The sequence below is a fragment of the Aquella oligotrophica genome (assembly GCF_002892535.1).
GTDB lineage: Bacteria > Pseudomonadota > Gammaproteobacteria > Burkholderiales > UBA11063 > Aquella > Aquella oligotrophica.
On the sequence record NZ_CP024847.1, the window covers coordinates 1537892 to 1562466 of the forward strand.

Genomic DNA, 24575 nt, shown 5'->3' on the forward strand with positions numbered 1-24575 from the left:
TTTTTCTTATCTTAGCGACTGGTCTGAGAGCTCCTGTCTGTTTCCTGATCTAACTGTTTTCTTGCCCTGTCAATTTCAATTTTGATGAATTTCTCAAGTTTGGGAGTAAGATCAACTTCATAACCAAGATTTTCGGCTTTCTTGGTTAGCTCTTCATATTCATCATAAAGTGCTGCATCAATCTTCAAGCGAAGCTCTTTTTTTGGTGACTTTCTAACTAGCATTATGTTTCCTTTCAAATGTAATTATTTCTATTTGCCAATAATTTATGGAGTCTCCTGACGTTACCAGCAGTAAGCAGTTCCGGATAACCATGCTTCTGTCGCTGATTATCAATGATTTTCAGCTGTTGTAAACTAAGCAGTTGATAAATGTCTAAGTTAAACTGCTTTACCTGGCACTGAGCGCATACCGGTAGTAGATTATTAATCTGATAATTAGGTATTTCTGGCAGTTTCCGCTTATATTGCCGGTTTTTACGTTTATTCAGGTTTCTGGCATACCTGACAACCTTTAACGGTACCAGATGTATAAAAGTATTTGCAGTTTCCCCATTACAGACCTGGCACTTTGCTCCATAAATTGATTGTAGTTCACTTAATAAGTTAGCTTTATTCATAAATCAATAATCAAAATAGTTACTGCTTTTAACGGAATTCTTGCTTTTTGAGCTAATATCATCAGTTATCCGTTTTTTCTGGTTCTGATACGCCTGCGAGTTCTGATCAAAATTAGAGGTATTCATATTCTGATTAATTTCATTAAAAAAGTCGGTAAAATCAACTTTACTAAAATCAATTTTCTGCATTTCATTCATTTCAATACCTTTTTCACACAAAGCCTGAAAGCTCTTCTGTGTGGCTATTCCGGTATTACCGGAATTACAGATTCCATTAGCCAGTTCAGCTACTGAACAGACTTCAATACCTCGATACAGTGCAACCAGACTTCCTGCTGCAGACAGGCTTGGACGTCCACCAATATGCTGGTCAAATGCTGCTTTAGTAATGAGCTTGGATATAGTTGAAGCAAAACAGCAATTAACATTACCCTTAAATATGACATCATTCCCACCTGTTACTCCGCCACAATCCTGTCCACCATGACCACCCAGTGTCTGACCATAGCAAAAACCATTGAGATCACTGCAATAACCAGGGCAAATTCCAATGCTACATAGAGCACATGCTGCTCCATACCAGCTTTTACAGGTACTAAAATTTGCAGCTCCAGTGGTACAAGCAGTACCAGCACCCCAAAAGGTTGTCTGATAGGTACAATCCTGATAATTCCATCGATTCTTATCGCCATAGGTATAAAGAATCCACTGGGTTGTTTCCGGACCGGGTACGCCACCATATTCAAATAAGCAATGATGTTTACCAACATTAATCATTTTCTGTTGATCTTCAGGTGTACATTGCTGCTTGTAGGCACTACCAAAATCTGTTACATCACTGACCATCTTGGCAGCATCCTGAATAACCTTGATTACTCCACCAGGCTGCATTTGTGCCGTACTCCCCTGATCCGTTTTGCTACCACCAGTATTCCAATGCACCTGGTTATTTTGACTATTTGGATCATCTTTAGATATGACAGTACTTTCAGGTGTTGCTGCTAATTGATAGTTAACACTCTTCTGGTTAGCCGCAGTCCAGCTATCATCGGTAGAAGTGACGGTTTGCCCAGTTGGATCAAACTGTTTTGAAGAAGACGCAAAGCTATATACATATGGATTACCCGCATGAATTCCGGTAGCATTCTTATTGCCAGCCAAACTTGAATTTAATTGTCCTTTATCGCTCCAGACATCAATATTTCTGGTTGGCATGGCTGCACCAGCAGATCTTAATGACATCTGTAATTTTTTACCGCTATTACCAAACTCTTTAGCTATTTCATCACAGCTGGTCGCAGTTACACCAATCTTGCAGTTACCACCCCAAACAGTAAAACTATCCTTATAGGTAATAAATTTGCCCTGAAAAAAATAACACAGACAATTAGGATTTACTCCCTTACTTGGATCATTTGGGTCAGCCGGGCTACACTTGGCGCCTGAATTCTTGTCGTAACAGTTTTTCATGGTACCCATTTCGTTAGCTACTTCCAATGCTGTCATTGCCTGGGAAAACTCATTATCAATTGAGGGATCTCCCTTGTAGCAAATCTGGGTACCAGTTGCATCCGGTTTACAAATTTCATTGCCGCAAGCTATCATGGTTCTACTTACGGATTGTCCATTTTGACAGTTAGCCGTCTTGTTCCAGCTCTTACATGTGCCATTGTCATTCTTTTCAGTACAGATACTCTTGGATTGATCAATAATACAACCTTTATCCAGTAATGGCTGACAGGTATCAACTAGCGGACAGTCATAAGTCTTTTCATATCTCCAGCAGTCAATACCCAATTGTTCTTTGGTAAATGTGCCACCATTAAATGATTTGGAGGCTGAATTATCAACGCATACCTGTTTTACTGCACTACAAGCCTGAGTTGCTGCAAACAGGCTACTGCTACAAATACAAAGTAATCCGACCAGAATTAGCTTATTCATTGATTTTATACAGGTAATATTCAACATATGATTTCTGTCCGGTTATATTATTAACTGAGTAACTAACTTTTATAACTACAGGAGCAGCAATATAAGCACCCCAATCGTTAAGGTAGTCCTTTAATGTAAAATCAAGAGATCCGTAGAGATTAACCAGCTGGGGAATAGCGGCATTTGAATAGCGCTTGAAAATATAAATTTCCTTTTGACATTTGGCCATATCCTGCATCGTAAAGGGAAAGATATTCAAGTCCGATTCAGGTTTGATAAGATAGTTAGTGGTTGCTATCGCACAGGCATTGTCATTATTAGTATACTGGGTAATCGCATCAATCATCAATGGTGCAGAATAGGTGTTCTTTATTGTCAATTGCATGTTTTTATTAACAATAACTGCTTTAACATCAATATCCTGAACTTTATTACTAGCCACATTGCTACTTTCAGCAGCAAAAGATAATCCGGGCAATAGTAAGAATACAATTGTATTAGTTTTACTTGACTGAATCTTCATTTTAAAACTCCAAAACTGGTTATCGGGTACAATCATCTTTCCAGGCAATGTTATTTACCTGGGCACAAGTATAAATTGCCGGTTGTCCCGGATTAGAATTAATACATACTGGATCAAATCCTCTATCGGATCCCCAAACTGTTCCATCGCAGGGGTGGCATTCATCTTTTCCGCCGCATGCCCCTGGGGTGCATAGTTGTCCGCCGGCCTGACAATCAGTAGTTATAGTAGTCCTGCAACCTACCTCATGTTTATAACGCCAGGTTAAACATTTTGGCGCAACATAGCTTTGGGTTAAATGGCATTGAGAGTTAGATATGTATTGACTGCATGAACCATCATTGGGATTGCACTGATGCTGGACATAGCTCCAGCTAACATCATTTACCCATTTATTACAGCTGTATCCTCGCTGACCAATGACCTGGCAGGATTGTGAGACATCATCACCAGATCCGGTTTTATAGGAAATCTGGGTGCATTTATTCCCTGATTTGCACATAGGCTGGCTGGGATCTTTTTTACAGCTGACACATATTGTGTCATTAGGATTTGACTTACAATAATCGGTAATATTCACATTCGGATTAATCTGCTTGTTGATTAGATTACTAGCAATTGAAACTACACTTTCAGTTCCTTCTTGGGCTTTTCTAGTTAATGGGTCATTATAGTAATTATAGCTATCACAATCAGCTGAAGTCTTCCCATTACATGCTGTGGCTTTCTGATTCCCGGCTTGAGTCATGCCATCAAGATTCTTATAATTATTACCCATTGTATTTTGTATACTGCTTTGGGTATTTTTAGCATCACTTACTCGCTCCTTACCAACCGCCGACTCCAAAGCCGAATTACTGATATTGCTACCAGAGTAAATATTGGCATTGGATTTCCCAAAGTTTACTCCATCATCAAAACATGATCCGGTAGTACTACAATCTGCGTTTACTGCCTGGCTAAGAATTAAGAGGCTGCTAATATAAAGCAGCAATTTCTTGAATTGCATTTTCACCCTCGAATACCTGGTTATTGTTTACTATGAATGTTGGAGTACCATTAATCTGGTAGCGAACGGCAAGACTGGCTGCAAACTGAACTTTTCTGGTAATTCTTTCACTACTAGCCAACGAATAAAATGCCTTGTTATTCAGATTACATGCAGTTAAAACTGAAACAAGTGTTTCTGGTGCATAAGCCGACATGCCCTGATTAAATACAGCATTAAAATAAGCCAACCGGAATTGCGGCTCCTTTCCCAATGCCTGAGCTGCAAAATAGGCATTAATAACCGCCAACTGATTAATATCTTTTGGATCATAAATTGGTAACGGAATATAATTAACTTTGGCTGATTGCCGTAAAGACTGAACTTGTGGTTCGATGTTGTAGCAATGGATACAGTTAAATGAAAATGCTTCTGCCACGTCAATTGCCATTACTTTCATTGTCATTCCAGCCAGAATCAGCAATTTAGTCAACTTCATAATTAAATTCCCGACCATTTTGTTTGGCATCTCTAAACTTTTCTTGAATCTTTCTGGTCAACTCATTGGATAAACTGGATATAAATTTATACTCACTAAGCATTCTTAGGATATATAGAACATCATCCAGAGTTTCATTATTTTTAAACTGAATATTCTTGGCATCAGGTAGCATTAGTGATAGATTGAAGTATCCTCCCACTACTTGATGGGAGATTGTTATTAGTAGCTCTGAACTCTTTGATGTAATATTAATGCGCATTATTTATCCCAAAACCATTAAAAAATCAATATAGTTATTCTACAGAGTTAAAAAATTAAAAACATACACAGATCTGTTGATTTTTAGGAGGAAGGAGACAATCTACAGGCAATAAAAAAAGCACCAGAAGGTGCTTTTAGGAGATTGTTATAATTGAGGAGCTGTAACACCCTCAGTTTCGGAAGCATAATCTTCTGGATTGAAATCCGTATCGATTACATCTTCTTCTTTCACTCGTGAAGAGAGAACATTGATATCATAAGCGTTTAAGACTAACTGACTTTGAGGTTTCCCATCTTTGTCAAGATAACCTTGTGAGCTAATGCTACCTTCAAATTTAACCAATTTACCGGAATCACAAGCACCTTTAACAATTGCTTTCAAATTTTCGTGTTTAACGTAGATCTGAACCCATTTTGCCGGATACTTGAATTTACCATCCTCACCACGTGGGCCAGAATTAGCAGCAACTTTGAAACAAAGTGTACCATTAATCTCTTTAGGAGCCATGTTGCCATCTTTACCAGAATTGATAAATGCTAGAACAGTAGTTTGTAAATTGAAGAAATTTTTATTTTCCATGATTAAGTCCTTTATAGAAATAAAGGAACATCATACACCCACTATGGGTACAGATGTTCCACAGTGGGTTTAAACTAACATAACATATACAGTATGTCATGTAGATTTAAATATTATCAAAATTTTTAAATTATTTTATAGATATTTCAGCTACACACTGATATACCTAGTTTTTATTTACCCATTTTTTTATGGGGAAATTACGTTTTACCTTGTTAATTAGTTCGTCATCCCATCCCTGGCTTTTTAATTCTTCATATGGCGCACGCGCTACATGTAACATTGCAAAACCAAATGCGGCAAACATAAACAGGTATAAATATATAAAAAACATTTTATTTATCCTTCTTAAGAAGATTTAGCATAATATTTGCAATAATCCATCCTATGAATGAACTGATTATAACATAAGAGGGGTTATGAAAGCCGAAGAAACGACTCACTCCACCAATCATGATAATCGTGGCACATACTGTTCTAATATCAGAAAATAGATCAACATATGTACTTTTGCTAAATATCCAATCAATTAAAAGATTTTTAAATTTCATAGTTTCACCTGTTTGGTAAAACCATTACTTTTTCTAAAAAACCTTTTATGCCGATTATGTTCTTTATATATGCAAAGTAGATGAACTGACTTTTTAATAAATCTGGATATCATAACGGCTAATATAGCAATTATAATAATATTCAGAAGTATTGCAAGCAATGCACCCTCAATATCACCTCTGGCTGCAACTGGTAATAACTTATCGGCTATTCCAGGAGTAATAATATATTTCATATGATACCTCACAAAAATGAGGCAGTAGTTCACCAGAGGTGAAATACCACCTCTGGTTATAAAATTATTTCAATACTACTTGCGGTTATCGCAAGTTGTTTGCCATGTCAATCTATTACACATATCAACATAGCCATGCGCTATCGCCTGTGTTTCTTCATATTTGATTCTTAATTCATAAAGTTCCATTTCAAGCTCATTACAATAATTTTGAAGATTATTATAGTTTTTGCTGAAAAATGTATCTTTGATTAAGACAATCAACATAATAATTAAAAATACCAGACTAATATTAACTAAAACAGTTTGAAACATCATTTTATTTTCCTCATATAAATGAGGTAATCTTTGCCAGAGGCAAATAATTACCTCTGGTTAGACATGTTACATAATATACAGTATGCCTTTAATTTTAAGGATTATCAAAAAATTTAAAACATTTTACTTAAAAGTGTCATCCTTTTTGCCGTTCCCAAACGTGCGAAAACCATGAATTTGCCCTGCACCACGGAATAACCCATTAGTAACCTATGGACAGCCAACGGCAAGCCTACCTGCCCACAAGTTAACTAACAAGTTATTACCGTTAATTCACCGTTTTCTGGTCTATTCCAGGTTTTACTAATAATAATTTTCTAGTTCGAGGGGGATTGGCATGGCCTATGGCCATGTAATTATCTGATCAAAAAATCAACAGATTTGTGCATGTTTTAAATTTCTTGGATTAATAAAATAGATTGGTTTTAGACTGGAGTTAAAAAAACGTCCTATTTAATAACCTAATATAAGGTTATATTTAACTATTAAACAGGACATATGAGCACATTTAAAGGGTTAAAAGACTAATTACTCGCTGGAATTGATAATGTCATTACATTACCTAAACCATTCTGCTCCATTAATGAATAAATATTTCCATAACTATCCGAATAAATCCCAGATGGAGAACCATACTGGCTTGATTCAGTAACGGTATAGCTGTATAGCTGATTCCATTGTGTATTATAGAGGCTTGAAATTGAGTAATCAGCTGATGGAGCACCAAAATAAGCATTATTACTACCAGCGGTATATAGCAGATTATTAACAAAAGTTAGGCCATTAACCGACCAAGAAAACTGTTGCGGTAAAGATTCCTGCTGCCATGCTCCATTACTGAATTTAGCCAAATAGCCTTCGTATGGTCCCTTATAGGCACCAAAAGCGGCTCCCAAATATAAGTTGCCATAGCTATCAACAGTAAGAGCCTTAACGCCAAGTAAGTACATATATCCATCAGATGGTACAATAAAAGCACTTTCCGTAGCTCTTGGCGCAGATGGTAGTATAGTCCATGAACCATCATACATATAAATTTCAATACCGTTATCATCTACACCTGATGTATAAATAGTGCTATTGTTATTGGCAGTAGTTAAAGCATTTATGTAGCAATAATTATTACAATGCTGAAGATATGGGTTAGATTCTATTAGTTGGGTAGTTATTCCATTATAAAAATATAACTGAGCTTTCCCATTATTGACAGAATCGTCCGATCCACCAAGGTAAAGCCCGCTATTAGCATAGGTCATAGTTAAAGCATCAAATTTTTGTGATTTGAAAGTCAAAGTATTTTGTTGCCATGAATTGCCATTAAAATAATAAAGATCATGTGTATAGGCATCATTATTTGGATGTGCCAATAAATATGCAATATTTTGTTTATTTGGAAATGTGGCAAGTTGTAATGTTTGCAGTGAATTTGCTATTTGTATACTTTGGCTAGTTATAGTTGTAGCAAATTGCTGGGCGGGGGTGTTGGGGTTACTCCCGGAACTACCGCTACTGCAAGAAGAAATAAGTATCGAACTTAATAATAAACTTGATATAGCTATTTTTTTCATAAAGTATAATCTTTCAAAAATTAACGGGTTATCTGTCCGGAGAAAACTATTGCGCCATTAGTATAGGTACCTGAAAATGGAGGATCTTGCATGACTCCATAGCTGGTAGTATTAAATATATATTGTGAAGGTAATCCAAAATTTATACCTAATCGATACATCGTGCCGGTCATTTGAATAGTTGTCTGATGTTTTTGATCAATTACAACTTCAGCGCCTCCCTGAACATAATGTAGATCCTTATTAAATAAATCACCACCATTTTTAGCGAAATATCCAATGTGATCAAACCAACTTGTCTGATTACCATTATTGTCATTTTTTGCTAATGCAACAACATAACAGTTTTTTATATTCTGTGGACAATAAGGGTAAACATGCTTGGCAGTGGAAAATATATAATTAACATTGGTCATGATTTGTGAGCATGGTTGAATGACAGCGTTGGAATAAACTACTAAATATTTGCAAATCCCTCCTTCCCAACTCGATGTCCAGCCTGTATTAGTCGCAAATGTTTCCAGCATTGCCCCTGGCTCACCCTGAAATTTTTCCCAGCCAACCTCAATTGAATTCTCATCACCCTTACCGGTATTTCCCGGGCTAGATGTCCACCAGAATTGATTGAGAGAGTGACTTTGGTAATAACCATCTTTACCATTATAGCTGATATATGGGTTACCATTGCCACCAAGAGATATCCATACATCATTAACATTAGTAGTAATAGTATTTAAATCAACTATGTATCGTTTATCAAAGGTTAAATATGGTTCTACCCACCATGATCCATTATAATAAGTTATTCCATGATTTACTGGTTTAGTAGGTGGCGCAGAACGATAAAACATTGAATTTTCATTTTTGAGAAACTCTTCTACATTTGGTCTTTTAACTGTAATAGTTTTTGCAGGACAACCTGTAGGAATTGCATCTGTAACTTTTTCTCCTTTCATTACTTCTGCAATTTTTTTATCTGCTTCAATAGCAGCCTGCTTATCTTGTGGGCTTGCATCAACCAGACTTGGTTGATCTTCAAATTTTACACAATCGAAAACGGTATCATTAGTATTGTAAACTGTTTTAACTGGTATCACGGTTGAATAATAATGGACATAAAAATCTCTAACTTTAGCTAACTGTAAGTTTTTTGATAAATCAACGGCTTTCAAATAGCTGATATAATCTTTTTGTGGTATATGGACCAGATCCGGTTCAGTACCACCACCAATTATTGCATGTACATTTGCTACTAAGCTACAAGTAATTATACTGGTATAAATTAAAAGTTGTTTAGACATAATGACCTTTCTTAATTAACATTAACAGTAGTAATGTTATCATGAAATTATGCAACGGTACAAGTTGCGTTGCACCAACACATGACCATGTAAATTAATACAACAGGCTATTTAAATACTTATTATTTAAAAAAATCAACAGATCTGTGTATGTTTTAGATTTCTTGGATTAGTAAAATATCGAGATGTCTTATTTAAGTATGCCTAAATAAGACACTTGCAACCGGCCAAAAATGTGTCTTATATAAGCCAGAATTTAGTTAATAATACACTTTGTGCGGAAGGTCAAAGACTTATGTCTGACATTATGTCGGTAAAGCTATAGAATTAAACCAAACTTTGTTAGGTTATTCACAATTTCTGTGAGTAACTATATAAAGATGAAATAACTCAGAGGTCATTATGATTTATATGATACATCCAATTCAAAGACGATTTTATATACTAAGTCTGGAACTGGATTTATTTAATACCTGGTGTATCCATAAAATATATGGTGGCTTAGGAAATAAACACCGGCAGGAACTAATCCAATCTTTTGAGTCTGAATCAGCTGCATCAAAAGCATTACAAATATGTGAGCATAAGCGTAGACAACGTGGCTATATCTACGCCAATCTTATTTCATCTACTATTTTTACTTTATGCCCACAAACAATACAAGATGTATCAGGAGCCACTTATGGCTAAAGGACAAAACATTGGATATATTCGGGTTAGTTCAATAGATCAAAATACAGATAGGCAGTTAGACGGTGTCGAACTGGATAAAGTCTTTACAGATAAATGTTCCGGCAAAGATACCGATCGTCCACAACTACAACTTCTAATTGATTTTGTACGAGAGGGTGATACTGTATTTGTTCACTCAATGGATAGGCTGGCCAGAAACCTGGATGATTTACGAAAACTGGTTAATACCCTAACCACAAAGGGTGTGATTATTAAGTTTATGAAAGAAAACTTGGTCTTTACTGGCGAAGCTAGTCCTATGTCTACCCTACTCTTATCAGTCATGGGGGCTTTTGCTGAATTTGAACGTGCGCTAATCCGGGAGAGACAAAAAGAAGGGATTGCCATCGCTAAAAAAGCTGGTAAATATGGGAATCGTGGAAAACGACTTACTCAGGAACAAATCCAAGAATTAAAACAGATGGCTACTGAACGTTATAAAAAGATTGATATTGCCAGAAAATTTGGCATTTCACGGGATAGTGTCTATCGGTATTTGAGATCATAATTAAAAGCTCCAGACCAAGCTGGAGCTTTATATTAATTTTTTTGCAATTTATCAAGAGGAATGCCAAGCAGCCTTGATACTTTTTCAGCTGGCTCGCCTTCTTTCAGCATTTTATTAGCTATCTCATTAATGGCTTCTTGCTTACCTTCCTGTCTACCCTCTTGTTTACCAAGTTGGGGTGCCATTCCCAAACCGCAGATTTTTTTGAAATTTACATGAAAGCATTGCCACTATTATCTTATAGCTAATTCAATGTTTTTAACAATCTCATCCAAATTAATCACTGCACTCTCTGAAAACACTAATCTCCCCTGAAAATGAATATGCTGCCAGGCTATTGGTGAAATCTTTTTAAGCATTTTAAAAGCTTTTTGGTTATTTTCTGATTTGTACCTGTCATATAACTTGGATAAAATCATCGAGTTATAATGAATTATTACATTAGCTATTAATCGGCCACATTGATTACTGATTTCTAACGCCCAATCAGTTTTACCAATCAAATGCTTTTTGCCGTACGCTTGAGCTATATCTGATCTTAATTGATGATAAGATTCCAAGCGGTTTTGTGAGCGATGCGTAGTGCTTATAATGTTTGGATCCAGTAGGTATTGTAATATTTGGTTACTCCGAACCAGCTTATCCAATTCGTATAATGCTTCCCGGGTTTTATGCTCCTGCTTGTAGGTACAGAGTTTTTTGATTAGAGAAGCCTGGCTAACTTCTCCACTACCTAAGGTTGCGATTATTCGTTCCAGATTCTCAGACTCAGATAAAATTAACTCACGGTTGATTTCACCACGTGGTTTAATATCGTAATTATCATATTTATCGAGCCATTTATCGCAATATAAATGTTGAAGCTGGTTATCAATATTAGAAAATCGTGGATATAATTCACCATCAAACCAATACATTATAACTGAGTTTGCTTTATTTAAGATGTGCATATCCCCGGTTAGAATTTGTGGATTAATTTCACTGGAGTTGTTATACCAGATATCAAAAGCAAAATAGCTTTCATGGTCATTTGAACCTAACAAATATGTTTGCAGTGGTACATGGTTGCATAATAATGAATATGCCACTACGCCTTTACCTTTGCCAAAATACTTCTTGCCGTGCCGGGCTTTGATAGTTGGGGTAGCCATGTTAAATTTCTGCCCATCAACTGCTCCATGTAGCATCCCAAACTCGAATGAATAATGTGGGAAAATTGACATTTGGGAGATACTATTACTAATCATATCATTTGCTGCAATTAATGTTGCTAGCCTAAGGCGGGCAAGGTAAGTGTCTTGCAAAGTATTATACTGAATATTAGCGATATTTGCCATGTTCGCGATGCCGCTATTCATTCCTTGAGCCAGGATACAGGCTATTAAATGATCAAGATTGGCTTCTGACTTTACATAACGAGGCTGGACATGACTGAAGCTGTCCAGAAATCTACATTCTTTATGAACTGTTTTAATAACATTGACTATATCCTGAAATGGAAAATGCTCATAAAGTGAATGCTCAATTTTATCTTGTTTTGGTAAGGCTGAGCGCTTCATGTGCAGTTTTTTAGTTTTTTCGTCATAATATAGGTGTTTTAGCTTACCCTGACGATATAACTTATGAAATTTTTTCCATAACTGGTTAGATTTAGCAAGTAATTCATCAAGTTGCTTAGATATGGGCTTTTTAGCAGTTTCAGCAGTAAGTTTCTGACGAATAGCATCTTTCTTATCTTTTGCTACCAGTTCATCGCTTAAATTGCGGTATAGCAAAGAGTCTTTAAAATAAGTATCCCCTGAGGTTATTGAGTCCTGTATTTTACGGTATACCCAATATTCATAACGGTTCAGGACAAGTACTGTTTGGTCATTGACTTTCCTGGTTAAATAAGGTAGCAATCGAGGTGGTAAATTTGGAAAAATTGTTATATTGTGTTTGATCTTCAAGTTTTTTAGCCAGTTAATTGCTTCTGATAGCTCTTCTTTTATGCTAGAGAATTCCAGGTTTTGGATCAAACAACGAATATTAGATTTTAAATAGGTAGCTACCTTATCTACACTTTCCCAATAAATCATATTATCTACAGCAGATGAGTCCTCGGAGATGCATTTGATAATTGCCTGCTTATCTAAAATGTTAAAAGCCTTTTGGCGAATGTCACCAAAACTTAGCTCATCCGAAAGGCTTTCATCTACATAAAACCTTACAAGTTGCTTCATATGATTCATGCCTGCGCTTTGTTCAATTGCATTAGCCGCAATTGCTTGCTTATTTATTTCACCTACTTTATCTTGAGCATGGCGCTGGTGATAACCAAAAGCAATGATTAAATTATCAATTATCTGTTGAAAACGTTGATGTATATAGCATAAGATATATAGATAGCTTTGCTCGACTTTTATATGTTGTCGCAAATCATAGGCTGAATAATAATGGATGAATGTACCATAATTACTGATATTGTTTTTTGAAATAGATAACTCTGGTAGTATTCTTTTGGTAATCAGGTAAATCGGGTGCATTATATTTAACTTACGGCATTCCTGCAGCATCATGCGTGGTTTAAAATCCTTAGCATCCTGCTTTATTGCAGCTAAGTCACTAAGTGTACGCTCATTGCTTACTAGTGCCAAAATTAACTTACTTTCCTCTGGAGTAATTTGCTCAATAAGTAAATTGCTAATTCTGAATTTCTCGGAATTAATTGCTGTAATTACAATCCCTTGAAGCGTTGTATATTGTGGGCGAATAATTTTTTGCTGTTTGAGGCATGTTAATAGCTCCAAAGCAATAAATTGCTGATTAACGTTAAGCTTTACCAATTCATTAGCTTTATTCAGCAAATGGTCACTAAACTGAGATTCCCACATCTGAAAGCCATATAGTTGAGCTATAGCAGTACATTGAGTATAGTATTCGTAATCTGTGATTTTACTTAGCTTGATTTTTTGGTCATAAAAATATTGCTCTAGAATAAATGAAACAGTTTTATTGCTCACATCACTCCAGGTAACCTTAAAGAATAGATTTACTGCTTTAAAATACGCCATTTGCAAACAGCAATACGCTCGGGCACTCCATGAACCACGGCTCATTACTAAATCCAGCTCATTTTGGCTCAATGTTAGGAATTCGTAGTGCTGCTCTTCATTGAAGTCTGGAGGTTCATAATAAGCAGCCTGCTCAGCTGTAGTTAATACTTCTAAATGCTCATTAGGTTTATGCTTCATATTACCTGTTAATGTATAATTAATAACGATCGTTATTATACAGCTGGTTTGTTGATGTGATACAATTCTTATCTATATGAAATATTGTATAATTTTATATCAATTTATAGGTTAATACTTAACAGTGACTCAAAATGGCTAAAATTATCGCTTATCTGCGTGCTTCTACGGATAAACAGGATTTGAATAATCAGAAACTGGAAATTCTAGAATACGCTCGCAAAAATCATCTTGAAGTTGATGATTTTATCCAAATAACGATATCAAGCAGAAAAACCAGCAAGGATAGGCGTATTGATGAGATGGTGTCAACTTTAAATGATGCAGATACTCTTATTGTTACTGAATTAAGCCGGCTTGGCCGAAGCACTGCTGAAATTATTGGACTAATTAATGCGTTAATTAAGAAGCAAGTTCGGGTTATAGCAATTAAGCAAAATCTTGATATTAAGCAACACGACATGAATTCGAAAATTATTACAGCATTATTTTCTCTATTTGCTGAGCTTGAACGAGACTTAATTAGTTTACGAACAAAAGAAGCTCTCGCAAGTAAGAAAAGTCAAGGGATCCAGCTTGGCAAGCCCAAAGGAACGATTCAAAAGAGCAAATTTGATAAAGACCTCGAAAAAATCAAGGAATTGTTGGCTCTTGGATTGTCAATAAGAAAAATCGCACAATATTTAGGGTACAACAACCATATAGGTCTGACTACATACATCAATAAACGGCATATTTTTGACACTATAAAAAAACGCTAATGGTTTAGTTATAGTTTTTGATAATATTTTGCAGTTCTTCAATTTTAGTTAATATTTCTTCTTCATCCTGACTCTTGGCTGCTTTTAATAAACACATCTGCATATGTTTCTTTAATACATTTTGCTCAATATTTTTAATTGCGGAACGCGCCGCTTTTAATTGTTGCAGTATTTCAACACAGTAACGGTTTTCTTCAACCATCTTTTTTACTCCCTCAAGCTGTCCTATGGCTCGATTGATTTTACCAAGCTCTGTTATATGATTTGGGTGTTTCTTTTCATTTTTCATTTGCAATTCCATTTTAATGTGATATACTACCGGGGAGTATATTAACATGATTTTAGCACAACGAATTAATTATGATGGTTATAAAATGAACTATAAATTCTCTATTCGCGGTATAAGCTGTGCAAGCTGTATTCAAAAAATTAGCACAGTACTAACTAATGAATTGAGTGCTACCAATATAAATTTTAGCAAAAATAACAGCATAATAGAGTTTGAAATTGTTCTTCCAACAGACGTCAAACAGTTGAATATATCCTTAGCTACAATCGGCAATTATTCAGTAAGTGAACTTTCGGAAGATAATACCCAGGCGGTGCCAATAAACCATGAAGATAAACCATCCTATAAGCCAATCTATATGATTTTTGCTTATTTAGTTTTGGTGAATCTTGTGATTAGTGCTAATAACATGCAATTGGGCAGTTTTATGGCTAATTTTATGGCAAGTTTCTTTCTAGTCTTTTCATTTTTTAAGCTACTTGATTTAGAAGGTTTTGCCGGGGGATACTCATCTTACGATTTAATCGCCAAGAAATTTTATCGCTATGGTTATATTTATCCCTTTATAGAGCTTGGGTTTGGCTTCGGGTACTTGATATTTCCTCAATACCTATATTTTAATTTGGTGGTATTTGTGCTAATGCTAATTTCCAGTATTGGTGTAATTAACGCTAAATTTTCAAAGCAGAAGTTTTACTGTGCCTGCGTTGGTACTTTCTTAAAGGTGCCGCTAGGAAGTATTGCTATTATTGAAGACTTGTTAATGACAATCATGGCATTGGTTATGGTATTACAAATAATTTATTTCTAATTTTAAATAGGAGTTTTTCATGAAATCATTTAAAAAACTAGTAATTATTCTAGCTGGTACGATTAGCCTAGCGTGGGCAGCGGATAATATGAATGGCATGGACATGAGTAATATGGATATGTCAAATATGAAAGGAATATCCAGTAGCGCACACGCTAAGATGAAGCATAATAGCAAAAAGAGTGCTAGCAATGCAGCTTCTCAAAAATAACGTTAGCGATGCTAATTATTGATTGATTTTATAAGGTTTTATCCATGCTAACCGCATTAAAACAGTTTTCCATTATCCCCAATATTCATCCAATTCTGGTGCACTTTACTATAGCTATGGTAAGTGTATCCTTTATTTTTCATGTGCTGTACTTAATTGGTAACTTACGCTTTGAGCGAAGCACAATATTAAATGAAATAGCTATTGTGGGGCGGTGGTGTTTGTGGTTAGCTGGAATATTTAGCATTTTAACTGTATTAGCTGGGTTACATGCCTACTATACAGTGCTTCATGATGAAGCTGGACACCAGGCTATGCAGACACATCGAAATTCTGCCGTTATTTCATTTATTCTTATTCTATTATCTGTAAGCTTATCCCTCATCCAATATCGCAAAAAGCTTGATTTCAATTATATTCTAATAACTTTATTATTCATTACTCAAATCTCCGTATTAGCAACTGGTTATTTGGGTGCTGAAGTGGTATACCGCTATGGTATTGGAGTAATTAAAGCCCAAACGCCAGATATGCAGTTAACCCATAACCATCATCATGGGAATAAAACATCCGGGCAATCTGCAGACCATGACATGAGTAATATGGATATGGGGCATGACCATGAAGATCAAGCTGAGGAGCATGAAAAGAAGCCTAGCCAGGATAATAAAAACGATACATCTAACGCAAAAACTCCGTTATATTGGATTGACCCAATGGAACCAAGTGTACATTATCCTAAACCTGGTAAATCGGCAATGGGTATGGAATTAGTACCAGTCTATCCCAAAGCCAAAGACGATAATCAACCTAAAAACAGTATCAAGCTGCCCCAAGGTTATGTGGATAATCTTGGAGTAGTAACTGCACCAGTGATAAATGGTAGCCTAGCCGACCAAATTGCTACTTATGCCTATGTTGAATCTGATGAAAACAAAATTGCTTATGTTACTTCTTATACTAATGGTTGGGTACGTAATTTAGCGGTTAAAAGTAGCAGTACTCAGGTGAAGAAAGGTCAATTGTTGGCACAGATATATTCACCAACTATAATTAATGCTGAGCAAGAGTATTTAATGGCATTCCAAAGTGGAAACAAATTTCTTGCTGAGGCCGCCCTTAAAAAGTTAACTACCTTCCACGTTTCAGAAGCTCAAATCCAGCAATTACAAAAAACTAAGACTGTAAGTCAACTAATTAATGTCTATGCTTCACAAAATGGTATCGTAGCAGAACTAAATGTCCGTGAAGGGGATTATGTTACTCCAGAGACTAAACTATTTAGCATAGTTGATTTATCTTCGGTATGGTTAATAGCTGCGGTTTTTGAAAAACAAGCAGGGTGGCTGAAAGTTGGTAATGCTGCAGTTGCCAAATTTACCGCTTACCCAGATAAAACTTGGCAAGGTACAGTGGAATATATCTATCCGCAGATTGATGCACAAACCCGTACTTTAAAAGCCAGGTTACGCTTTGATAATCCTGGCTTAGTATTAAAGCCGAATATGTATGGCAATATTACAATTGCTACTAGCTCTAAAGTTGGTAAACTAAGTATCCCAGAAGAGGCAGTAATAAGAGATCCAAATGGTAATCGCGTAATTGTTGCCTTAGGTAATGGTATATTTCAAGTACGTAAAGTAACTCTTGGCGATGAGACTAATGGACAAATTGAAGTCACATCCGGGCTAAATCTAGGTGAATCAGTAGTTAAATCTGGTGAATTTATGCTTGATTCAGAAGCTAACTTAAATTCAGCTGTTGATAAATTAGATAGCGGTGGCCAGCATGATTAAAAAAATTATTAATTGGTCAATTCAGTATCGCTTTTTGTTATTAATTGGAACATTATTATTTATTGTATTAGGCATTTTTTATGCTAAACAAACTACTGTTGATGCCATTCCTGATTTATCCGATGTTCAGGTAATAATTCAAGCTGATTATCCTGGGCAGGCGCCTAATGTCGTAGAAGACCAAGTTACCTATCCTTTGACTACGGCTATGCTAGCAGTACCAGGTGCTGAATTAGTACGCGGTATTTCAGGGTTTGGGGTATCTTATGTCTATATCATCTTTAAGGATGGAACTGACTTATATTGGGCTAGGTCTCGAGTTTTAGAGTATTTAAGCCAAATTAGTAGTAAATTACCGAAACAAGTACAAGTATCATTAGGCCCGGACGCAACTGGTGTAGGCTGGGTTTATGAGTATGCTTTGGTTGATAAAAGTAACCAACATGACTTATGGCAATTAACCAGTTTACAAAATTGGTTTCTTAAATTTGAATTACAAAAAGTACCAGGGGTGGCTGAAGTGGCTACCATTGGTGGGATGGTAAAACAATATCAAGTAGTGGTTGACCCGGATAAATTACGGGCTTATGGCTTAACTTTAGCCCAGGTACAAACTGCAATTCAAGCTGGCAACAGTGATGGTGGTGGCTCAGTAGTCGAAATGGGTGATGCAGAATATATGATACGCTCAAGCGGATTTATTCGTAAGTTACAGGATATCCAAAACATTCCGTTAAGTAGTGGCAGTAATGGAACGCCAATTTTACTTAAAGATGTAGCAAGAGTACAATTAGGACCACAGGCAAGACGTGGTGTTGCTGAATTAAATGGTCAAGGTGAGGTAGTTGGCGGTGTTATTGTCATGCGTTCTAATCAAAATGCTATGCAAACGATTGAGAATGTAAAAGCTAAATTAGAGCAAGTAAAAGCAGGCCTACCTCAAGGGGTTGAAATAATACCTACTTATGACCGTTCCGGGTTAATTGAACGCGCAATCGCCACATTAAAGGATAAACTGGTTGAAGAATTTATCTTGGTTTCACTAATTTGTGTATTATTCCTATTTCATTTACGTTCGGCATTAGTAATTATTATAAGCCTACCGATTGGTATTTTAATGGCATTAGTAATCATGCGTTTCCAGGGAATTAATGCCAATATTATGTCTCTTGGCGGGATTGCCATTGCCGTGGGGGCAATGGTTGATGCTGCTGTAGTAATGGTGGAAAATGTACATAAACATTTTGAAAAAACTGAGGTTAATGAGAATAATCGTTGGGACGTTATTCGTGAAGCATGTTATGAAGTTGCTCCACCATTGTTTTTCTCATTATTGATCATTACTTTTAGTTTTTTACCAATTTTTACTTTGCAAGGTCAGGAAGGTAAACTTTTTGACCCATTGGCATTTACTAAAACTTATTCAATGGCAACCGCGGCATTTTTATCTATCTCATTGGTGCCAGTACTAATGGGTTGGTTCATTCGTGGCAAAATAGTCCCGGAACATAAAAATCCGATTAATAAGTTCTTACAGGTCATTTACAAACCTTTTATTAATCATGCCTTAAATAAGCCTAAATTAATCTTAGTTATTGCGTTAATCTTGGTTGGTATTGGTTTATGGCCATTAACTCAGTTAGGTAAGGAATTTATGCCTTCATTAAATGAAGGTGATATTTTATATATGCCAACTACCTTACCAGGAATTTCGATTAATGACGCCAGAACTATTTTACAACGTACCGATAAATTAATTACCGCAGTACCTGAAGTTAAGTCGGTATTTGGTAAAGCAGGGCGTGCGGAAACAGCGACTGATCCAGCACAATTATCTATGTTTGAAACTATAATTCAACTGAAACCACAAAGTGAATGGCGCAAAGGCATGACGATGGATAAAATTATAGCTGAACTAGATAGCAAAGTTAAGCTTCCAGGACTAAGTAATGCCTGGGTAATGCCAATCCGCACTCGGATTGACATGCTTTCAACTGGAATTAAAACGCCAATTGGCATAAAAATCTTTGGCCCAGATTTAAGTGTTGTCCAAAAACTGGGAAAACAAATAGAAGTTGTTATCAAAAAATTGCCAGGGACTTCTACGGTCTATGCCGAACGGGTTAGCGGTGGGCGCTATATAACAATTAATATCAATCGGGAGGCAGCTGCCCGTTATGGATTAAATATAGCTGATGTTCAAACCATTATTCAATCAGCAATTGGCGGTGAAAATGTAAGTCAGACCATTGAAGGACGTGAGCGTTATCCAATTAATATCCGTTATCCTCGCGAGATTCGTGATTCTATTAATAAGCTAAAATGGCTGCCATTAGTTACCCCGTCTGGCGCAACCGTACCACTTGGTGAAATTGCTCAAATCCAGATTGATAATGGCCCGGATATGATTAGAAGTGAAAATGCCAAGCTTGATGGATTAGTTTATATTGATATAAATGGTTCAGACCTAGCAGGCTATGTTAAAACCGCACAGCAAGTAATTGCTAGTCAAGTAAAACTTCCGGCTGGCTACTCCATTGCTTGGTCAGGGCAGTATGAATATATGGAAAGAGCCAAAGAACGATTAGCTTATGCAGCCCCCATAACTTTAGTTATTATTGCTCTATTGCTTTACTTCTGTTTCGGGCGGTTAACTGAAGTATTAATGATTCTATTCTCTCTACCGTTTGCCTTAGGTGGCGGAATCTGGATTGTCTATTTACTTGGTTACAACTTATCCGTTGCGGTTAGTGTTGGATTTATTGCCTTGAGCGGGGTAGCTGCTGAAACTGGGGTAATTATGCTAGTCTACCTAAACCATGCTTTAGAAGAACGGCGCTGCATTGCACAACAAGAAAACCGGAAATTAACTAATGCTGATATTAAATTAGCGGTAATGGAAGGAAGTTTATTACGTTTAAGGCCCAAAATAATGACTGTTTGCGCAATTATTGGTGGGCTATTACCAATAATGTTGTTTGGCGGTACCGGCTCAGAGGTAATAAGCCATATTGCCGCTCCAATGATAGGCGGCATGGTTAGTAGTACTATTTTAACGCTGCTAGTTATTCCTTGTGTTTACTTAGTGTGGAATCAATATCAAAATGCAAAAAAATAATTTACTGTGGTTAATTCCAGCAATAACCTTAGCAAGCTGTTCAATATTTAGCCAGCCATACACTAAACCTGATTTGGGAGTACCGAGTACCTGGAATAAAAGTGACGAAGATTTGAATATGACAGCAATAAACCAGGCTGAAAGCTTAGCAGAATTAAAATGGTGGAAGCAATTTGATGACCCGAGTCTAAATCAAATTATTGAAAGTGCTTTACTTAATAATAATGATATTAAGATTGCAATGGCTAATTTAGCCAATGCCCAAGGACAATTAAAACAAGTACAGTTTGGTTGGATTCCGAATATTCCGGTAGTTCTAGGTTTTAGCCAGATGTGGGCATTTAATAATCCTGGGTATTTCCTAGGCTTATTTCCTAGTTATACGCTAAACATATTTAGTCAGATTAAAGCCCAGGAACAAGCTAAACATCAGCTAGAAGTTTCCAAATACGCAACGGATAGCGCCAGACTAACTATAATTGGCCAAGCTGCCAGCAGCTACTTTACTTTAGCTAGCCAGAAACGCCAGTTACAATTAACGCAAGAATTATTAAAAATATATAAAGAGCGTGAAATAGCCTATCGCAAACAATTTGAGCTAGGCTTAGCTGATGCCAAAACAGTATCAAATGCAGCTAGTGATGTAATGCAAACCGAAGCGCAGCTATCAACTTTAGAAAATAATATCTCAGTTAGCCAGAATGCCCTACGCTATCTAACTAACCAAAACCCAGGCAAGCTTGATTTATTAACTTCTTTTGATAAACTAAATGCTAATAGCATAGCTCCAGGTAGCTTACCCGCTACAGTGCTTGCTAACCGCCCAGATGTAAGGGCTGCAGAAGAACAATTAAAAGCCAGCAATGCTGGAGTAGGATTAGCTTATTCAAATTTATTGCCTTCAATCCAATTGGATGATTTCGTAGCGGCTACCTCACCAACAGCTAGTGGAATTGGTAATCCAATGGGCATGAATATGGGGGAAGCTTACTTAAATGTACCGCTACTTAATCCAAAGGCTTATGGGCAAATTGATTCCAGCAAAGCCCAATACTCAAAAGATTACTATACTTATGAACAAACGGTACGAAAAGCTTTACGTGATGTTGAAAATGATTTATCGGCTCATCGCCTTTACGCTAAACGTTATGATGATTTTGCCCATGCCAACCTTAGCTTAGCGCAAGGATGCAATAATGAAATAGTTCAATTTCAAAATGGTTTAAGTAATTATACTGCGGTTTTAGAGTGTCAGCTTGGATTACAACAAGCACAAATTGCTTTAACCCAAAGTAAATTAGATAAATTATTAGCTATCGTGGTTTTATATCAAGATTTAGGTGGAGGTTATGCTGTAACAACCACAATAAATCAATTAACAAAATAAACATAAAATAAAAGGTAATCTATGTCTACAAGTACAATGGAACTACACCTAACATTATTGTTAATTACTATCGCCTTTTGTGGGTACTTAGTAGGTTATCTTACTGGCATTAATAAAGTCAGTTTGGAAAGTAATAAAAAATTGTTAGTTTTAAAATTGTTGGCAATAATCGTGTGTGTTTTTGTAATTTTGGGAATTGCTCAAAGCATCTCGAAATATTTACATGAATCAAACACATGTATAGAACATAAAATGTAATAAATTGATAGGATTTAAAATGAAAAAATTACTTGTTCCATTAATTGTTTTAACAATTCTAAGTGCTTGCTCTTCCGATAAAGCTCCTAATAAATCAGATACCGTGGTTTATATGTCAACCATTAAAGCACCTAAAAACTGTAAGTATATCGGTGAGGTATATGGGCCACATGAAACTTTTACTTCAGAAGCTAACGTTCATCTTGGGAAAAATATTTCTCAGCTTCATATAAATAGGGCAAAAGTTCTTGGTGCTAATTATGTTGAAATGAACTCGTCATTAGATGGTGGCAAAGCATATTTATGTCCAACTTCAGAATTACAACAGTTACAATAATAAAGTTCATTGCAATAGTTAGAGTATTGATTAATAAGTGATTAACGTTACTTTATGTTGGATTTGACCCAATGGAGCCAATCATACAAAGATATAGTTGAGCTATTGCTATAATTTATGTATGGCAATAGTTATAGCATAATATCAAAAAAATCTGCGGTTTGGGAATGGCACCCCAAGTTTCCTACCTTCTCTACGTAATTCTTCAGCATAAGTCATAAGTTCATCTCCATAATCTGGTAATTGTTGTAATAATTTACAATAAGTAATTAGATGTCGTTCCATTGGTAAATCACGATTGAAAATACTAATAGTAAGTAGTATCTAGTGAATCTACTAAAGTGGTATAGATATTTAATGTTTGAAGTAGCCCCTAACCATTTTTATTGATTTTATCCAAGAAATACTTCTGTAACCAATCTGGTCTAGTTTCATCAGTAAATTCAAGTTCAAACTCCTCTGTTCTTTCATCAATTGATAATTGAGCTATTAATTTTAAATTTTCAGAATTATCAAAAAAATATGCTCGATAGCTAAATTTAGCAGCATCAAAAAGGTTTTCTAATGATTTAAAATAACGGGAAATAATTTTATCTTGTGCTACATTATGACCATTCATAGCTACTCTACTAGCCACTCTTCCAATGTTTATTTGAGGGTCTACAGTTGAAATATAATAAAGATATACTCTATAACCAAGCTCTTTTGCTTTTTGCAAAATATGAATTTTATCTGTTGAACTCATTACGCTTTCAAAAGTCAACGTACTACCATTCAGCATTAGTTGAGTCCTAATGAAATCTGAAATAATTGAGGCAAAGTAAGAGTCTCTAAAATGGATAGGTATATGTAAACAATCGTCTACTATTTTAAAATCAGTTAAGTTACAAGCATTAAAATGCTGTTTAGCAAACAATTCTTCCAAAAAACTGGAGATTTTTAGGAATGACAACAAGGCTTCAAGAGTAACTGCATTTAAACTAAAATCGCGAAAATCTAAGATACCAGTGTGTGTAAATGACTTTTCAATTTCATCGGGGTTAATGTAAACACCAATGTGTTTTGGCTTTAAATGTTTTCTTATTTCTGAAAACATTGTACTTTTACCACTGCCATTTGGCCCAGCAAAAATTCTTAATCTTTTAATTCTAATATCTCTAAACTTATTTAAATTTAAATTTAACTATTTTTTCATGGTTATTTATTTTGTGATTTTGTGATTGAATTGCTTTAATAGTTATTTTAGAACCATCAGGTTTAGTCTCTACTATAGCACCGTTGATAGCTGTTACTATAGCAGTACCATTCTGTAAAGCCTCTTTTTGTGCTTTTCTTGATGCTGATAACGCAATTCTTGAAAGTTGCTTAGTTTGTGTAGTATCTTCATTAATAATTATTTGTAATTTTGATCTCATGGTGATTCTCATTAAATTGAAAATATAAAGTGGAATCCTGATAAGAAAAAGTCAACCATTTAATATTTGCCAAATTACTAAAAGCTTATTTGGATAACAATATTAGTGTCACCAAATGACGTTGACGAGAACCTGATGAATTGTATTTTTCCTATCTATGCTGAAATTATAGTATTAAATTTAACCTATTGTCAAATCTTTATGTACACAGCTAGGGCAAACGCATCTAAATAATAAAGTAAATCAATACCCATAATTTTATAAAGTTAATGCATTATCAAAAATATAGCCAAAATCCATGTGGGCATCTTAATTGCTAGAATCACTGGAATCAAAT

28 protein-coding genes are annotated in these 24575 nt (G+C 35.7%); 9 read left to right on the forward strand and 19 right to left on the reverse strand.

Features of this window, described 5'->3' with window-relative positions; translation table 11 throughout:
* Positions 1–11: 11 nt before the first annotated feature.
* The 13 genes from CUN60_RS07040 to CUN60_RS07100 form a co-directional block, all read right to left on the reverse strand.
* Positions 12–224 carry a hypothetical protein gene (locus tag CUN60_RS07040; RefSeq protein WP_102951359.1) on the reverse strand — a complete coding sequence of 71 codons (213 nt, stop codon included), beginning with the start codon at positions 222–224 and terminating at the stop codon, positions 12–14.
* A gap of 11 nt (positions 225–235) precedes the next feature.
* On the reverse strand, positions 236–619 hold the full coding sequence (locus CUN60_RS07045) for a hypothetical protein (RefSeq protein WP_102951360.1): 384 nt from the start codon (positions 617–619) through the stop codon (positions 236–238).
* Positions 620–622: 3 nt separating this feature from the next.
* Positions 623–2563: a hypothetical protein gene (locus CUN60_RS07050; RefSeq protein ID WP_158649331.1), complete on the reverse strand. Its 1941-nt coding sequence runs from the start codon at positions 2561–2563 to the stop codon at positions 623–625.
* Positions 2556–3077: a hypothetical protein gene (locus CUN60_RS07055; protein WP_102951362.1), complete on the reverse strand. Its 522-nt coding sequence runs from the start codon at positions 3075–3077 to the stop codon at positions 2556–2558. Before CUN60_RS07055 ends, CUN60_RS07050 begins: the two co-directional genes overlap by 8 nt.
* A 19-nt stretch (positions 3078–3096) precedes the next feature.
* Positions 3097–4086 (reverse strand): hypothetical protein, encoded by a 990-nt coding sequence (locus CUN60_RS07060; protein WP_102951363.1) that lies wholly within the window; start codon positions 4084–4086, stop codon positions 3097–3099.
* Positions 4055–4564: a DsbA family protein gene (locus CUN60_RS07065; RefSeq protein WP_158649332.1), complete on the reverse strand. Its 510-nt coding sequence runs from the start codon at positions 4562–4564 to the stop codon at positions 4055–4057. The genes CUN60_RS07060 and CUN60_RS07065 overlap by 32 nt, the downstream gene beginning before the upstream one ends.
* Positions 4551–4826, reverse strand: coding sequence for a hypothetical protein (locus CUN60_RS07070; RefSeq protein ID WP_102951365.1), 276 nt, complete (start codon positions 4824–4826; stop codon positions 4551–4553). Before CUN60_RS07070 ends, CUN60_RS07065 begins: the two co-directional genes overlap by 14 nt.
* Before the next feature lie 147 nt (positions 4827–4973).
* The gene (locus tag CUN60_RS07075) at positions 4974–5408 is read right to left on the reverse strand and encodes a single-stranded DNA-binding protein (RefSeq protein WP_102951366.1); all 435 of its coding nucleotides are present in this window, start codon (positions 5406–5408) and stop codon (positions 4974–4976) included.
* Positions 5409–5574: 166 nt separating this feature from the next.
* The gene (locus CUN60_RS12920; RefSeq protein WP_158649333.1) at positions 5575–5742 is read right to left on the reverse strand and encodes a hypothetical protein; all 168 of its coding nucleotides are present in this window, start codon (positions 5740–5742) and stop codon (positions 5575–5577) included.
* 213 nt (positions 5743–5955) lie between these two features.
* On the reverse strand, positions 5956–6195 hold the full coding sequence (locus CUN60_RS07085) for a hypothetical protein (protein ID WP_102951368.1): 240 nt from the start codon (positions 6193–6195) through the stop codon (positions 5956–5958).
* Between the two features lie 75 nt (positions 6196–6270).
* Positions 6271–6513 (reverse strand): hypothetical protein, encoded by a 243-nt coding sequence (locus CUN60_RS07090; RefSeq protein ID WP_102951369.1) that lies wholly within the window; start codon positions 6511–6513, stop codon positions 6271–6273.
* Positions 6514–7037: 524 nt separating this feature from the next.
* On the reverse strand, positions 7038–8081 hold the full coding sequence (locus CUN60_RS07095; protein WP_102951370.1) for a hypothetical protein: 1044 nt from the start codon (positions 8079–8081) through the stop codon (positions 7038–7040).
* A gap of 20 nt (positions 8082–8101) precedes the next feature.
* Complete coding sequence (locus CUN60_RS07100; protein WP_102951371.1) at positions 8102–9382, reverse strand: hypothetical protein; 1281 nt, start codon at positions 9380–9382, stop codon at positions 8102–8104.
* A gap of 402 nt (positions 9383–9784) precedes the next feature.
* Here CUN60_RS07100 and CUN60_RS07105 point away from each other — a divergent pair, with 402 nt between their 5' ends.
* Together CUN60_RS07105 and CUN60_RS07110 are read left to right on the forward strand one after the other, a co-directional pair.
* A complete protein-coding gene (locus CUN60_RS07105) occupies positions 9785–10072 on the forward strand; it encodes a WGR domain-containing protein (protein WP_102951372.1) in 288 nt (95 codons plus the stop codon).
* Positions 10065–10622, forward strand: a complete 558-nt coding sequence (locus CUN60_RS07110) for a recombinase family protein (RefSeq protein WP_102951373.1) — start codon at positions 10065–10067, stop codon at positions 10620–10622. The genes CUN60_RS07105 and CUN60_RS07110 overlap by 8 nt, the downstream gene beginning before the upstream one ends.
* Before the next feature lie 32 nt (positions 10623–10654).
* Here the strand turns inward: CUN60_RS07110 and CUN60_RS12925 are convergent, their stop codons facing one another.
* Together CUN60_RS12925 and CUN60_RS07115 are read right to left on the reverse strand one after the other, a co-directional pair.
* Positions 10655–10807, reverse strand: coding sequence for a hypothetical protein (locus tag CUN60_RS12925; protein WP_158649334.1), 153 nt, complete (start codon positions 10805–10807; stop codon positions 10655–10657).
* Positions 10808–10855: 48 nt separating this feature from the next.
* Positions 10856–13855, reverse strand: a complete 3000-nt coding sequence (locus CUN60_RS07115; protein WP_102951374.1) for a Tn3 family transposase — start codon at positions 13853–13855, stop codon at positions 10856–10858.
* A 134-nt stretch (positions 13856–13989) separates the two neighbouring features.
* Between CUN60_RS07115 and CUN60_RS07120 the strand changes: the two genes are divergently transcribed.
* Positions 13990–14616 carry a recombinase family protein gene (locus CUN60_RS07120; RefSeq protein WP_102951375.1) on the forward strand — a complete coding sequence of 209 codons (627 nt, stop codon included), beginning with the start codon at positions 13990–13992 and terminating at the stop codon, positions 14614–14616.
* Between the two features lie 4 nt (positions 14617–14620).
* Here the strand turns inward: CUN60_RS07120 and CUN60_RS07125 are convergent, their stop codons facing one another.
* Positions 14621–14905, reverse strand: coding sequence for a metal-sensitive transcriptional regulator (locus CUN60_RS07125; RefSeq protein WP_102951376.1), 285 nt, complete (start codon positions 14903–14905; stop codon positions 14621–14623).
* A 46-nt stretch (positions 14906–14951) separates the two neighbouring features.
* Between CUN60_RS07125 and CUN60_RS07130 the strand changes: the two genes are divergently transcribed.
* From CUN60_RS07130 to CUN60_RS07160, 6 genes are all read left to right on the forward strand, one after another.
* Entirely contained in the window at positions 14952–15716 is a 765-nt protein-coding gene (locus CUN60_RS07130) for a MauE/DoxX family redox-associated membrane protein (RefSeq protein ID WP_102951377.1), read from the forward strand.
* A gap of 19 nt (positions 15717–15735) precedes the next feature.
* Complete coding sequence (locus tag CUN60_RS07135; RefSeq protein WP_102951378.1) at positions 15736–15927, forward strand: hypothetical protein; 192 nt, start codon at positions 15736–15738, stop codon at positions 15925–15927.
* A gap of 44 nt (positions 15928–15971) precedes the next feature.
* The gene (locus CUN60_RS07140) at positions 15972–17723 is read left to right on the forward strand and encodes an efflux RND transporter periplasmic adaptor subunit (protein ID WP_102951379.1); all 1752 of its coding nucleotides are present in this window, start codon (positions 15972–15974) and stop codon (positions 17721–17723) included.
* Complete coding sequence (locus tag CUN60_RS07145) at positions 17716–20841, forward strand: efflux RND transporter permease subunit (protein ID WP_102951380.1); 3126 nt, start codon at positions 17716–17718, stop codon at positions 20839–20841. Before CUN60_RS07140 ends, CUN60_RS07145 begins: the two co-directional genes overlap by 8 nt.
* On the forward strand, positions 20828–22228 hold the full coding sequence (locus tag CUN60_RS07150; protein WP_102951381.1) for an efflux transporter outer membrane subunit: 1401 nt from the start codon (positions 20828–20830) through the stop codon (positions 22226–22228). Before CUN60_RS07145 ends, CUN60_RS07150 begins: the two co-directional genes overlap by 14 nt.
* Positions 22229–22505: 277 nt before the next feature.
* Positions 22506–22823 carry a DUF4156 domain-containing protein gene (locus CUN60_RS07160; RefSeq protein WP_102951383.1) on the forward strand — a complete coding sequence of 106 codons (318 nt, stop codon included), beginning with the start codon at positions 22506–22508 and terminating at the stop codon, positions 22821–22823.
* Positions 22824–22967: 144 nt separating this feature from the next.
* Here the strand turns inward: CUN60_RS07160 and CUN60_RS12930 are convergent, their stop codons facing one another.
* The 3 genes from CUN60_RS12930 to CUN60_RS07170 form a co-directional block, all read right to left on the reverse strand.
* A complete protein-coding gene (locus CUN60_RS12930) occupies positions 22968–23108 on the reverse strand; it encodes a hypothetical protein (RefSeq protein WP_158649335.1) in 141 nt (46 codons plus the stop codon).
* Positions 23109–23196: 88 nt separating this feature from the next.
* Complete coding sequence (locus CUN60_RS07165) at positions 23197–23919, reverse strand: ATPase (RefSeq protein WP_102951384.1); 723 nt, start codon at positions 23917–23919, stop codon at positions 23197–23199.
* Positions 23920–23986: 67 nt separating this feature from the next.
* Complete coding sequence (locus CUN60_RS07170; protein WP_158649336.1) at positions 23987–24238, reverse strand: hypothetical protein; 252 nt, start codon at positions 24236–24238, stop codon at positions 23987–23989.
* Positions 24239–24575: the final 337 nt, after the last annotated feature.